At 52.5% G+C, this 13,874-nt stretch carries 10 protein-coding genes and 2 pseudogenes; 10 read left to right on the forward strand and 2 right to left on the reverse strand.

Annotated features, from left to right (window positions below):
- The 10 genes and pseudogenes from ACOKCT_RS22110 to rpoC form a co-directional block, all read left to right on the forward strand.
- Positions 1 to 117: pseudogene (locus ACOKCT_RS22110) on the forward strand (elongation factor Tu); the annotation flags it as partial.
- 1 nt (position 118) lies between these two features.
- Positions 119 to 553: pseudogene (locus tag ACOKCT_RS22115) on the forward strand (EF-Tu/IF-2/RF-3 family GTPase); the annotation flags it as partial.
- A 229-nt stretch (positions 554 to 782) separates the two neighbouring features.
- Complete coding sequence (secE, locus tag ACOKCT_RS22120) at positions 783 to 1,166, forward strand: preprotein translocase subunit SecE (RefSeq protein ID WP_003862342.1); 384 nt, start codon at positions 783 to 785, stop codon at positions 1,164 to 1,166.
- A 1-nt stretch (position 1,167) separates the two neighbouring features.
- The gene (gene nusG, locus ACOKCT_RS22125) at positions 1,168 to 1,713 is read left to right on the forward strand and encodes a transcription termination/antitermination protein NusG (protein ID WP_003862341.1); all 546 of its coding nucleotides are present in this window, start codon (positions 1,168 to 1,170) and stop codon (positions 1,711 to 1,713) included.
- A 154-nt stretch (positions 1,714 to 1,867) separates the two neighbouring features.
- Complete coding sequence (gene rplK, locus ACOKCT_RS22130; protein WP_004097640.1) at positions 1,868 to 2,296, forward strand: 50S ribosomal protein L11; 429 nt, start codon at positions 1,868 to 1,870, stop codon at positions 2,294 to 2,296.
- A 3-nt stretch (positions 2,297 to 2,299) separates the two neighbouring features.
- Positions 2,300 to 3,004, forward strand: coding sequence for a 50S ribosomal protein L1 (rplA, locus tag ACOKCT_RS22135; protein WP_103177798.1), 705 nt, complete (start codon positions 2,300 to 2,302; stop codon positions 3,002 to 3,004).
- A 289-nt stretch (positions 3,005 to 3,293) separates the two neighbouring features.
- Positions 3,294 to 3,791, forward strand: coding sequence for a 50S ribosomal protein L10 (gene rplJ, locus ACOKCT_RS22140; RefSeq protein ID WP_004097644.1), 498 nt, complete (start codon positions 3,294 to 3,296; stop codon positions 3,789 to 3,791).
- Positions 3,792 to 3,857: 66 nt separating this feature from the next.
- The gene (gene rplL, locus ACOKCT_RS22145) at positions 3,858 to 4,223 is read left to right on the forward strand and encodes a 50S ribosomal protein L7/L12 (protein WP_103177800.1); all 366 of its coding nucleotides are present in this window, start codon (positions 3,858 to 3,860) and stop codon (positions 4,221 to 4,223) included.
- 318 nt (positions 4,224 to 4,541) lie between these two features.
- Entirely contained in the window at positions 4,542 to 8,570 is a 4,029-nt protein-coding gene (gene rpoB / locus ACOKCT_RS22150) for a DNA-directed RNA polymerase subunit beta (protein WP_103177801.1), read from the forward strand.
- Between the two features lie 76 nt (positions 8,571 to 8,646).
- Entirely contained in the window at positions 8,647 to 12,870 is a 4,224-nt protein-coding gene (gene rpoC / locus ACOKCT_RS22155; protein ID WP_103177802.1) for a DNA-directed RNA polymerase subunit beta', read from the forward strand.
- 117 nt (positions 12,871 to 12,987) lie between these two features.
- On the opposite strand, the gene ACOKCT_RS22160 is transcribed toward rpoC, so the two are convergent.
- Both ACOKCT_RS22160 and ACOKCT_RS22165 read right to left on the reverse strand, forming a co-directional pair.
- A complete protein-coding gene (locus ACOKCT_RS22160; protein ID WP_039028884.1) occupies positions 12,988 to 13,305 on the reverse strand; it encodes a PTS lactose/cellobiose transporter subunit IIA in 318 nt (105 codons plus the stop codon).
- Between the two features lie 3 nt (positions 13,306 to 13,308).
- On the reverse strand, positions 13,309 to 13,614 hold the full coding sequence (locus ACOKCT_RS22165; RefSeq protein WP_103177803.1) for a PTS sugar transporter subunit IIB: 306 nt from the start codon (positions 13,612 to 13,614) through the stop codon (positions 13,309 to 13,311).
- Positions 13,615 to 13,874 lie beyond the last annotated feature (260 nt).

Genomic DNA, 13,874 nt, shown 5'->3' on the forward strand with positions numbered 1-13,874 from the left:
CCTGCTGCCAATCGAAGACGTATTCTCCATCTCCGGTCGTGGTACCGTTGTTACCGGTCGTGTAGAGCGCGGTATCATCAAAGTGGGTGAAGAAGTTGAAATCGTTGGTATCAAAGANACTGCGAAATCTACCTGTACTGGCGTTGAAATGTTCCGCAAACTGCTGGACGAAGGCCGTGCTGGTGAGAACGTTGGTGTTCTGCTGCGTGGTATCAAGCGTGAAGAAATCGAACGTGGTCAGGTTCTGGCGAAGCCAGGCTCAATCAAGCCACACACCAAGTTCGAATCTGAAGTGTACATCCTGTCCAAAGACGAAGGCGGCCGTCATACTCCGTTCTTCAAAGGCTACCGTCCACAGTTCTACTTCCGTACTACTGACGTGACCGGTACCATTGAACTGCCAGAAGGCGTTGAGATGGTAATGCCAGGCGACAACATCAAAATGGTTGTTACCCTGATCCACCCAATCGCAATGGACGATGGTCTGCGTTTCGCAATCCGCGAAGGCGGCCGTACCGTTGGCGCGGGCGTGGTTGCTAAAGTTCTCGGCTAATTGCTGATAACATTTGACGCAATGCGCATGAAAAGGGCATCATTTGATGCCCTTTTTGCACGCTTTCACATCAGAACCTGGCTCATCAGTGATTATTTTTGTCATAATCATTGCTGAGACAGGCTCTGCAGAGAGCGTATAATCCGAAAAGCGAATTAGCATTTCGATTTGGTTTGCCTCGCGCTCGCGGGGTGAAAATGTTTGTAGAATACTTCTGACAGGTTGGTTTATGAGTGCGAATACCGAAGCTCAAGGGAGCGGGCGCGGCCTGGAAGCGATGAAATGGGTAGTAGTAGCCGTATTGTTGATCGTAGCAATCGTGGGCAACTACCTTTATCGTGACATGATGCTGCCGCTACGCGCGCTGGCAGTGGTAATTCTGATTGCTGCAGCGGGTGGTGTCGCGCTGTTGACGACCAAAGGTAAAGCGACCGTCGCTTTTGCCCGCGAAGCGAGAACGGAAGTCCGTAAGGTCATTTGGCCGACTCGCCAGGAAACATTGCACACCACGCTGATTGTAGCTGCGGTTACCGCTGTAATGTCACTGATCCTGTGGGGACTGGATGGTATTCTGGTTCGCCTGGTATCCTTTATCACTGGCCTGAGGTTCTGAGATGTCTGAAGCCCCTAAAAAGCGCTGGTACGTCGTTCAGGCGTTTTCCGGTTTTGAAGGCCGCGTAGCAACGTCGCTGCGTGAGCATATCAAATTACACAACATGGAAGAGTTGTTTGGTGAAGTTATGGTTCCGACCGAAGAAGTGGTCGAGATCCGTGGCGGCCAGCGTCGCAAAAGCGAGCGCAAATTCTTCCCGGGTTACGTGCTTGTTCAGATGGTGATGAACGACGCAAGCTGGCACTTAGTGCGCAGCGTACCGCGCGTAATGGGCTTTATCGGCGGCACGTCTGACCGTCCGGCGCCAATCAGCGATAAAGAAGTTGATGCGATTATGAACCGCCTGCAGCAGGTTGGTGATAAGCCGCGTCCGAAAACGCTGTTTGAACCGGGTGAAATGGTACGTGTTAATGACGGTCCGTTTGCTGACTTTAACGGTGTGGTTGAAGAAGTGGACTACGAGAAGTCCCGCCTGAAAGTTTCTGTTTCTATCTTCGGTCGTGCGACCCCGGTAGAGCTGGACTTCGCTCAGGTAGAAAAAGCCTAAGCAGCGATCAAAAAAGCGACGATTTAAACGTTGCACAGGGCGCGAGATTGGAATACAATTTCGCGCCTTTTGTTTTTATGGATGCAATCCGTAAAACGAATTTTATCACGGGGAGCCTCCTTGAGGCGCTATAACCCAATCAGAGGATTTTAGAATGGCTAAGAAAGTACAAGCCTACGTCAAGCTGCAGGTTGCAGCTGGTATGGCGAACCCAAGTCCACCAGTTGGTCCAGCTCTGGGTCAGCAGGGTGTGAACATCATGGAATTCTGTAAAGCGTTCAACGCCAAAACCGAATCCCTGGAAAAAGGTCTGCCAATCCCAGTCGTAATCACTGTTTACGCTGACCGTTCTTTCACTTTCGTTACCAAGACCCCGCCGGCAGCAGTTCTGCTGAAAAAAGCGGCTGGTATCAAGTCTGGTTCCGGCAAGCCGAACAAAGACAAAGTAGGTAAAATTTCCCGCGCTCAGCTGCAGGAAATCGCGCAGACCAAAGCTGCCGACATGACTGGTTCCGACATTGAAGCGATGACTCGCTCCATCGAAGGTACTGCACGTTCCATGGGCCTGGTAGTGGAGGACTAAGAAATGGCTAAACTGACCAAGCGCATGTCCGTGATCCGTGACAAAGTTGATGCGACCAAACAGTACGAAATCAACGAAGCTATCGCTCTGCTGAAAGAACTGGCTACCGCTAAGTTCGTTGAAAGCGTTGACGTTGCTGTAAACCTCGGTATCGACGCTCGTAAATCTGATCAGAACGTACGTGGTGCAACTGTACTGCCACACGGTACTGGCCGTTCCGTTCGCGTAGCCGTATTTGCCCAGGGCGCAAACGCTGAAGCTGCTAAAGCTGCAGGCGCTGAGCTGGTAGGTATGGAAGATCTGGCTGACCAGATCAAGAAAGGCGAAATGAACTTTGACGTTGTTATCGCATCTCCAGATGCAATGCGCGTTGTTGGCCAGCTGGGCCAGGTTCTGGGTCCACGCGGCCTGATGCCAAACCCGAAAGTGGGTACTGTAACTCCTAACGTTGCTGAAGCGGTTAAGAACGCTAAAGCAGGTCAGGTTCGTTATCGTAACGACAAAAACGGCATCATCCACACCACCATCGGTAAAGTGGACTTCGACGCTGACAAACTGAAAGAAAACCTGGAAGCTCTGCTGGTTGCGCTGAAAAAAGCAAAACCAACTCAGGCGAAAGGCGTGTACATCAAGAAAGTTAGCATCTCCACCACCATGGGTGCAGGTGTTGCAGTTGACCAGGCTGGCCTGAGCGCTGCTGCAAACTAATACCTTTACGTGGGCGGCGAATTTGTCTACAATCTTCGCCCACGTTTGCTAACTCAGGTTAGCGGGTAACCGAATTGTTCGTTGGAGCCTGGCCTATCCAGGCCTCCGTCGAAGACCGCAGGTGTCTCGCAAGAGGCTTAATCCCCTGCGTAGACGGTGACAGAACGCTAAGATTATTTTTTGATACTCTGGCTTGTTTCTGCTCACCGTATTTAGACGCTCTTCCCGTTGGGAAGAGTGAAGTGAGTTCCAGGGCATGAGCCCTGGCAAACATCCAGGAGCAAAGCTAATGGCTTTAAATCTTCAAGACAAACAAGCGATTGTTGCTGAAGTCAGCGAAGTAGCCAAAGGCGCGCTGTCTGCAGTAGTTGCGGATTCCCGTGGCGTTACTGTAGATAAAATGACTGAACTGCGTAAAGCAGGTCGTGAAGCTGGCGTTTACATGCGTGTTGTTCGTAACACCCTGCTGCGCCGCGTAGTTGAAGGTACTCCTTTCGAGTGCCTGAAAGACACGTTTGTTGGTCCAACCTTGATTGCATACTCTATGGAACACCCGGGCGCTGCTGCTCGTCTGTTCAAAGAGTTCGCGAAAGCGAATGCAAAATTCGAGGTTAAAGCTGCAGCCTTTGAAGGTGAGTTGATCCCGGCATCGCAAATCGATCGCCTGGCAACCCTGCCGACCTACGAAGAAGCAATTGCACGCCTGATGGCAACCATGAAAGAAGCTTCGGCTGGCAAACTGGTACGCACTCTGGCTGCTGTTCGCGATGCGAAAGAAGCTGCTTAATAGCAGTCCTCTTTATCAAGTATTCGCTTACGTATAAACTTATTCTGATTTTCAGGAACAATTTAAATGTCTATCACTAAAGATCAAATCATTGAAGCAGTATCCGCTATGTCCGTAATGGACGTTGTAGAACTGATCTCTGCAATGGAAGAAAAATTCGGTGTTTCCGCTGCTGCTGCTGTAGCTGTAGCTGCTGGCCCGGTTGAAGCTGCTGAAGAAAAAACTGAATTCGACGTAGTTCTGAAAGCTGCTGGCGCGAACAAAGTTGCTGTAATCAAAGCAGTACGTGCTGCAACTGGCCTGGGTCTGAAAGAAGCTAAAGACCTGGTAGAATCTGCTCCAGCTGCGCTGAAAGAAGGCGTGAGCAAAGACGACGCAGAAGCACTGAAAAAATCTCTGGAAGAAGCTGGCGCTGAAGTTGAAGTTAAATAAGCCAACCCTTCCGGTTGCAGCCTGAGAAATTAGGCTGATGGCTGGTGACTTTTTGGTCACCAGCCTTTTTGCGCTGTAAGGCGCCAGTAGCGTTTCACACTGTTTGACTGCTGGTTGTCCTGACAATGCTTGTTTCTATCGACGACTTAATATACTGCGACAGGGTGCTCGCTCTGGGTAAATCGCAATGAAATGGTTTAAGCGTGATAGCAACAGGCATTGCGGAAAGTGTTCGATTTTCCGATCAACAAAATGGTGTTGCACAAACTGTCCGCCAATGGACAGATGGGTCGACTTGTCAGCGAGCTGAGGAACCCTATGGTTTACTCCTATACCGAGAAAAAACGTATTCGTAAGGATTTTGGTAAACGTCCACAAGTTCTGGACATTCCATATCTCCTTTCTATCCAGCTTGACTCGTTCCAGAAGTTTATCGAGCAAGATCCTGAAGGGCAGTACGGCCTGGAAGCAGCCTTCCGTTCCGTATTCCCGATTAAGAGCTACAGCGGTAACTCCGAGCTGCAATACGTCAGCTACCGCCTTGGCGAACCGGTATTTGACGTTCAGGAATGTCAAATCCGTGGCGTGACCTACTCGGCACCGCTGCGCGTTAAACTGCGTCTGGTGATCTACGAGCGCGAAGCGCCGGAAGGCACCGTTAAAGACATCAAAGAACAAGAAGTCTACATGGGCGAAATTCCGCTCATGACCGACAACGGTACTTTCGTTATCAACGGTACTGAGCGTGTTATCGTTTCCCAGCTGCACCGTAGCCCGGGCGTCTTCTTCGACAGCGATAAAGGTAAAACGCACTCTTCCGGTAAAGTACTGTATAACGCGCGTATCATTCCTTACCGTGGTTCCTGGCTGGACTTCGAGTTCGATCCGAAAGACAACCTGTTTGTCCGTATCGACCGTCGTCGTAAACTGCCTGCGACCATCATTCTGCGTGCGCTGAACTACACCACTGAGCAGATTCTTGATCTGTTCTTTGAGAAAGTTGTCTTTGAAATTCGCGACAACAAGCTGCAAATGGAACTGGTGCCAGAGCGTCTGCGTGGTGATACCGCGTCGTTCGACATCGAAGCCAACGGCAAAGTGTATGTGGAAAAAGGCCGCCGTATTACTGCGCGCCACATCCGTCAGCTGGAAAAAGATGAAATCAAACACATCGAAGTTCCGGTTGAGTACATTGCTGGCAAAGTTGCAGCAAAAGATTACGTTGATGCATCTACTGGCGAGCTGATCTGCCCAGCGAACATGGAGCTGAGCCTGGATCTGCTGGCTAAGCTGAGCCAGTCTGGCCACAAGCGTATCGAAACGCTGTTCACCAACGATCTGGACCACGGTCCGTACATGTCCGAAACCGTACGTGTCGACCCAACCACCGATCGTCTGAGCGCGCTGGTAGAAATCTACCGCATGATGCGCCCTGGTGAGCCACCAACTCGCGAAGCGGCTGAAAGCCTGTTCGAGAACCTGTTCTTCTCCGAAGACCGCTACGATCTCTCCGCGGTTGGTCGTATGAAGTTCAACCGTTCTCTGCTGCGTGACACGATCGAAGGTTCCGGTATCCTGAGCAAAGAAGACATCATCGAAGTGATGAAGAAGCTCATCGATATCCGTAACGGTAAAGGCGAAGTGGACGATATCGACCACCTCGGCAACCGTCGTATCCGTTCCGTAGGCGAAATGGCGGAAAACCAGTTCCGCGTTGGCCTGGTACGTGTAGAGCGTGCGGTGAAAGAGCGTCTGTCTCTGGGCGATCTGGATACCCTGATGCCTCAGGATATGATCAACGCCAAGCCGATCTCCGCAGCAGTGAAAGAGTTCTTTGGTTCCAGCCAGCTGTCTCAGTTTATGGACCAGAACAACCCGCTGTCTGAGATCACGCACAAGCGTCGTATCTCTGCACTCGGCCCAGGCGGTCTGACCCGTGAGCGCGCAGGCTTCGAAGTTCGAGACGTACACCCGACCCACTACGGTCGCGTATGTCCAATCGAAACGCCTGAAGGTCCAAACATCGGTCTGATCAACTCCCTGTCCGTGTACGCACAGACGAACGAATACGGCTTCCTCGAGACCCCGTACCGTAAAGTGACTGACGGTGTTGTAACCGACGAAATTCACTACCTGTCTGCTATCGAAGAAGGTAACTACGTTATCGCCCAGGCGAACACCAACCTGGACGAAGAAGGTCGCTTTGTTGATGACCTCGTTACCTGCCGTAGCAAAGGTGAATCCAGCTTGTTCAGCAACGACCAGGTTGACTACATGGACGTTTCCACCCAGCAGGTGGTTTCCGTCGGTGCGTCCCTGATCCCGTTCCTGGAACACGATGACGCCAACCGTGCATTGATGGGTGCGAACATGCAACGTCAGGCGGTTCCGACTCTGCGCGCTGATAAGCCGCTGGTTGGTACCGGTATGGAACGTGCTGTTGCCGTTGACTCCGGTGTAACTGCAGTTGCTAAACGTGGCGGTACCGTTCAGTACGTGGATGCATCCCGTATCGTTATCAAAGTTAACGAAGACGAGATGTACCCAGGCGAAGCGGGTATCGACATCTACAACCTGACCAAATACACCCGTTCTAACCAGAACACCTGTATCAACCAGATGCCTTGCGTATCTCTGGGTGAGCCAGTTGAGCGCGGCGACGTGCTGGCAGACGGTCCTTCCACCGACCTCGGTGAACTGGCGCTCGGTCAGAACATGCGCGTAGCGTTCATGCCGTGGAACGGTTACAACTTCGAAGACTCCATCCTCGTCTCCGAGCGTGTGGTTCAGGAAGATCGTTTCACCACTATTCACATCCAGGAACTGGCCTGTGTCTCCCGTGACACCAAGCTGGGGCCAGAAGAGATCACCGCTGACATCCCTAACGTGGGTGAAGCTGCGCTCTCCAAACTGGATGAATCCGGTATCGTTTACATCGGTGCGGAAGTGACCGGCGGCGACATTCTGGTTGGTAAGGTAACGCCGAAAGGTGAAACCCAGCTGACGCCAGAAGAGAAACTGCTGCGCGCGATCTTCGGTGAGAAAGCGTCTGACGTTAAAGACTCTTCTCTGCGCGTACCGAACGGTGTTTCCGGTACGGTTATCGACGTACAGGTCTTTACTCGCGATGGCGTAGAAAAAGACAAACGTGCGCTGGAAATCGAAGAGATGCAGCTGAAGCAGGCTAAGAAAGACCTGTCTGAAGAGCTGCAGATCCTTGAAGCTGGCCTGTTTGGTCGTATCTACGCGGTGCTGGTTTCCGGTGGTGTTGAAGCTGAGAAGCTCGACAAGCTGCCGCGTGACCGCTGGCTGGAACTGGGCCTGGCCGACGAAGAGAAACAAAATCAGCTGGAACAGCTGGCTGAGCAGTATGACGAACTGAAACACGAGTTCGAGAAGAAACTCGAAGCGAAACGCCGCAAAATCACTCAGGGCGACGATCTGGCACCGGGCGTGCTGAAGATTGTTAAGGTTTATCTGGCCGTTAAACGTCAGATCCAGCCTGGTGATAAGATGGCGGGTCGTCACGGTAACAAGGGTGTTATCTCTAAGATCAACCCGATCGAAGATATGCCTTACGATGAAAACGGCACGCCGGTAGACATCGTACTGAACCCACTGGGCGTACCGTCTCGTATGAACATCGGTCAGATCCTTGAAACCCACCTGGGTATGGCTGCGAAAGGTATCGGCGACAAGATTAACGCCATGCTGAAACAGCAGCAGGAAGTCGCGAAACTGCGCGAATTCATCCAGCGTGCGTACGATCTGGGTACCGACGTTTGCCAGAAAGTCGACCTGAACACCTTCAGCGATGAAGAAGTGATGCGTCTGGCTGAAAACCTGCGTAAGGGTATGCCAATCGCAACGCCTGTCTTCGATGGTGCGAAAGAGTCTGAAATCAAGGAACTGTTACAGCTGGGTGGCCTGCCAAGTTCTGGCCAGATCACTCTGTTCGACGGTCGTACCGGTGAGCAGTTCGAGCGCCAGGTAACCGTTGGCTACATGTACATGCTGAAACTGAACCACCTGGTTGATGACAAGATGCACGCGCGTTCTACCGGTTCTTACAGCCTGGTTACTCAGCAGCCGCTGGGTGGTAAGGCGCAGTTCGGTGGTCAGCGCTTCGGGGAGATGGAAGTGTGGGCGCTTGAAGCATATGGCGCAGCATACACCCTGCAGGAAATGCTCACCGTTAAGTCTGATGACGTGAACGGTCGTACCAAGATGTATAAAAACATCGTGGACGGCAACCATCAGATGGAGCCGGGCATGCCAGAGTCCTTCAACGTACTGTTGAAAGAGATTCGTTCGCTGGGTATCAACATCGAACTGGAAGACGAGTAACTCTCGCTCAAACAGGTCACTGGTGTCGGGGTAACTCCCGACACCAGATTGTGCTAACTCCGACGGGAGCAAATCCGTGAAAGACTTATTAAAGTTTCTGAAAGCGCAAACTAAAACCGAAGAGTTTGATGCGATCAAAATTGCTCTGGCCTCGCCAGACATGATCCGTTCATGGTCTTTCGGTGAAGTTAAAAAGCCGGAAACCATCAACTACCGTACGTTCAAACCTGAGCGTGACGGCCTTTTCTGTGCGCGTATTTTCGGGCCAGTAAAAGATTACGAGTGCCTGTGCGGTAAGTACAAGCGCCTGAAACACCGTGGTGTGATCTGTGAGAAGTGCGGCGTTGAAGTGACCCAGACTAAAGTGCGTCGTGAGCGCATGGGCCACATCGAGCTGGCGTCTCCGACTGCCCACATCTGGTTCCTGAAATCTCTGCCGTCCCGTATCGGCCTGCTGCTCGATATGCCACTGCGCGATATCGAACGTGTTCTTTACTTCGAATCCTATGTGGTTATCGAAGGCGGCATGACCAATCTGGAACGTAACCAGATCCTGACCGAAGAGCAGTATCTGGACGCGCTGGAAGAGTTCGGTGACGAATTCGACGCGAAGATGGGTGCGGAAGCGATCCAGGCCCTGCTGAAGAGCATGGATCTGGAGCAAGAGTGCGAGCAGCTGCGTGAAGAGCTGAACGAAACCAACTCCGAAACCAAGCGTAAAAAGCTGACCAAGCGTATCAAACTGCTGGAAGCGTTCGTTCAGTCTGGTAACAAACCAGAGTGGATGATCCTGACCGTTCTGCCGGTTCTGCCGCCAGATCTGCGTCCGCTGGTTCCGCTGGATGGTGGTCGTTTCGCGACGTCTGACCTGAACGATCTCTATCGTCGCGTCATTAACCGTAACAACCGTCTGAAACGTCTGCTGGATCTGGCTGCGCCAGATATCATCGTACGCAACGAAAAACGTATGCTGCAGGAAGCGGTAGATGCCCTGCTGGATAACGGTCGTCGCGGTCGTGCGATCACCGGTTCTAACAAACGTCCTCTGAAATCTTTGGCCGACATGATCAAAGGTAAGCAGGGTCGTTTCCGTCAGAACCTGCTCGGTAAGCGTGTTGACTACTCCGGTCGTTCTGTAATCACCGTAGGTCCATACCTGCGTCTGCATCAGTGCGGTCTGCCGAAGAAAATGGCGCTGGAGCTGTTCAAACCGTTCATCTACGGCAAGCTGGAACTGCGTGGCCTCGCCACCACCATCAAAGCCGCTAAGAAAATGGTTGAGCGTGAAGAAGCTGTCGTTTGGGATATCCTGGACGAAGTGATCCGCGAACACCCGGTACTGCTGAACCGTGCACCAACCCTGCACCGTCTGGGTATCCAGGCATTTGAGCCAGTACTGATCGAAGGTAAAGCTATCCAGCTGCACCCGCTGGTTTGTGCGGCCTATAACGCCGACTTCGATGGTGACCAGATGGCTGTTCACGTACCGCTGACGCTGGAAGCCCAGCTCGAAGCGCGTGCGCTGATGATGTCTACTAACAACATCCTGTCTCCAGCGAACGGTGAACCAATCATCGTTCCTTCTCAGGACGTTGTACTGGGTCTGTACTACATGACCCGTGACTGTGTTAACGCCAAAGGCGAAGGCATGGTGCTGACTGGCCCGAAAGAAGCTGAGCGTATCTATCGCGCTGGCCTGGCCTCTCTGCATGCGCGCGTTAAAGTGCGTATCACCGAATATGAAAAAGATGAAAACGGCGAATTCGTTGCGAAAACCAGTCTGAAAGACACGACCATTGGCCGTGCCATTCTGTGGATGATCGTACCGAAAGGTCTGCCTTTCTCCATCGTCAACCAGGCGCTGGGTAAGAAAGCGATCTCCAAAATGCTGAACACCTGTTACCGCATTCTGGGTCTGAAGCCGACCGTTATCTTCGCTGACCAGACAATGTACACCGGCTTTGCTTATGCAGCGCGTTCAGGTGCATCTGTTGGTATTGATGACATGGTCATCCCAGAGAAGAAACACGAGATCATCTCTGAAGCGGAAGCTGAAGTTGCTGAGATCCAGGAGCAGTTCCAGTCTGGTCTGGTAACCGCAGGCGAACGCTATAACAAAGTTATCGATATCTGGGCAGCGGCGAACGATCGTGTATCCAAAGCGATGATGGACAACCTGCAGACTGAAACGGTAATCAACCGTGAAGGTAAAGAAGAGCAGCAGGTCTCCTTCAACAGCATCTACATGATGGCCGACTCCGGTGCGCGTGGTTCTGCAGCACAGATTCGTCAGCTGGCAGGTATGCGTGGTCTGATGGCGAAGCCAGATGGCTCCATCATCGAAACGCCAATCACCGCGAACTTCCGTGAAGGTCTGAACGTACTCCAGTACTTCATCTCCACGCACGGTGCGCGTAAAGGTCTGGCGGATACCGCACTGAAAACAGCTAACTCCGGTTATCTGACGCGTCGTCTGGTAGACGTTGCGCAGGACCTGGTTGTTACCGAAGACGATTGTGGCACCCTCGAAGGTATCACCATGACCCCGGTTATCGAGGGTGGTGATGTTAAAGAGCCGCTGCGCGATCGCGTACTGGGTCGTGTGACCGCGGAAGACGTTCTGAAGCCGGGCACTGCAGACATTCTGGTTCCACGTAACACCCTGCTGAACGAGCAGTGGTGTGATCTGCTGGAAGTGAACTCTGTTGACTCCGTGAAAGTACGTTCCGTTGTATCCTGTGACACCGACTTTGGTGTATGTGCGCACTGCTATGGTCGTGACCTGGCGCGTGGCCACATCATCAACAAAGGTGAAGCAATCGGTGTTATCGCGGCACAGTCCATCGGTGAACCGGGTACACAGCTGACGATGCGTACGTTCCACATCGGTGGTGCGGCATCTCGTGCGGCTGCTGAATCCAGCATCCAGGTGAAAAACAAAGGTAGCATCAAGCTCAGCAACGCGAAGTCGGTTGTGAACTCCAGCGGTAAACTGGTTATCACGTCCCGTAACACCGAGCTGAAACTGATCGACGAATTCGGTCGTACCAAAGAGAGCTATAAAGTGCCTTACGGTGCGGTAATGGCGAAAGGCGACGGCGAGCAGGTTGCAGGCGGCGAAACCGTAGCAAACTGGGATCCGCACACCATGCCGGTTATCACCGAAGTGGCGGGCTTCATTCGCTTTACCGATATGATCGACGGCCAGACGATTACTCGTCAGACCGACGAACTGACCGGTCTCTCTTCCCTGGTGGTTCTGGACTCTGCAGAACGTACCGCGGGTGGTAAAGATCTGCGTCCAGCACTGAAAATCGTTGATGCTAACGGCAACGACGTTCTGATCCCAGGCACCGATATGCCGGCTCAGTACTTCCTGCCAGGTAAAGCGATTGTCCAGCTGGAAGACGGTATTCAGATCGGCGCGGGTGATGCTCTGGCGCGTATTCCTCAGGAATCCAGCGGTACCAAAGATATCACCGGTGGTCTGCCGCGCGTTGCGGACCTGTTCGAAGCACGTCGTCCGAAAGAGCCGGCAATCCTGGCTGAAATCAGCGGTATTATTTCCTTCGGTAAAGAGACCAAAGGGAAGCGCCGTCTGGTGATCACGCCGCTGGATGGCAGCGATCCGTACGAAGAGATGATTCCAAAATGGCGTCAGCTCAACGTGTTTGAAGGTGAACGTGTAGAACGTGGTGACGTGGTTTCCGACGGTCCGGAAGCACCGCACGACATTCTGCGTCTTCGTGGCGTACACGCGGTAACGCGTTACATCACCAACGAAGTACAGGACGTTTACCGTCTGCAAGGCGTTAAGATCAACGATAAGCACATCGAAGTTATCGTTCGTCAGATGCTGCGTAAAGCCACCATCGTGAATGCCGGTAGCTCCGACTTCCTCGAAGGTGAGCAGGTTGAATACTCTCGCGTTAAGATTGCTAACCGCGATCTGGAAGCGAACGGCAAACTCAGTGCGACCTACGCACGCGATCTGCTGGGTATCACCAAAGCGTCTCTGGCAACCGAGTCCTTCATCTCCGCGGCATCGTTCCAGGAGACCACTCGTGTGCTTACCGAAGCAGCCGTTGCGGGCAAACGCGACGAACTGCGCGGTCTGAAAGAGAACGTTATCGTGGGTCGTCTGATCCCGGCGGGTACCGGTTATGCCTACCACCAGGATCGTATGCGCCGTCGCGCAGCGGGCGAAATCCCTGCTGCACCGCAGGTAACTGCTGAAGATGCCTCTGCCAGCCTGGCAGAGCTGCTGAACGCAGGCCTGGGCGGTTCTGACAACGAGTAATCGTTAAGTCAGCCCATTAAAAAACCCGCTTCGGCGGGTTTTTTTTTGTCTGATGTACGGCAGTCTGGTGCGGTTGTTGCCGGGTGGCGCTACGCTTACCCGGCCTACGGTTCGGTGTTAGTTCACCAGCGGCAAACGGCGATACAGCTCGATCATATCCCCGGCCAGATCCTGAATTACCATCGCGTTCATCAGGTGATCCTGCGAGTGAACGGTGATCAGATTTACCGGCAGCTTGCCGGTGCCTTCATCAAGACCGATCAATTTAGTCTGGATGGAATGCGCCTGTTTGACGAACTCCCGTGACTCTTCCATCGCTTTTTCAGCCTCGGCAAAATCACCTTTTCGCGCCATCTGCAGCGCGGTTAATGCTGAGCTACGGGCTGCACCGGCATTCACCAGCAGTTCCATAATAATCGTTTCTAAATCTTCCATGGCTCACTCCAGCAGTTTAAGGGCTTTTTCCAGTACGGCATCACCTTTCATCATGCCATAATCCATCATGTCGATAACCGCGACCTTCTTACCCAGCGGTTCCGCCTGGGCCTGAAGATTATTCAGTTCATATTTGACCTGCGGGCCAAGCAACACAATGTCGGCTGCGGCGATTTCATCTTTAAACTCAGCAACCGGTACGGCTTTAATGGTTACGTCGACCCCTTTTTTCTGTGCGGCGTCTTTCATGCGTTGAACCAGCATGCTGGTGGACATTCCCGCTGCACAGCATAAAACGATGTTCTTCATAGTCAGCCCCAATGTACATGTGTTTATTGATAATTATCCCGCACTGTCCGTTACGACAACCGCATTACCGCGATTGTGTGTGAAGCATCACAAAGAAACCTGCATTTTCTGAAACCGGTTACAACTGTTACAGAATGGGGAAGGCAGGGCGAAACGAGGAAGAAGCTTTCCGCCCTGGTCAGCATCCTCTGCTGACGAAACAAGCGTAAAAATCCGGGCGCGTTACAGCAACGGCCCGTTGATGAGGTTACGTGACGCCT

Source organism: Leclercia sp. M-A074-M, from assembly GCF_965195605.1.
Lineage (GTDB): Bacteria > Pseudomonadota > Gammaproteobacteria > Enterobacterales > Enterobacteriaceae > Enterobacter.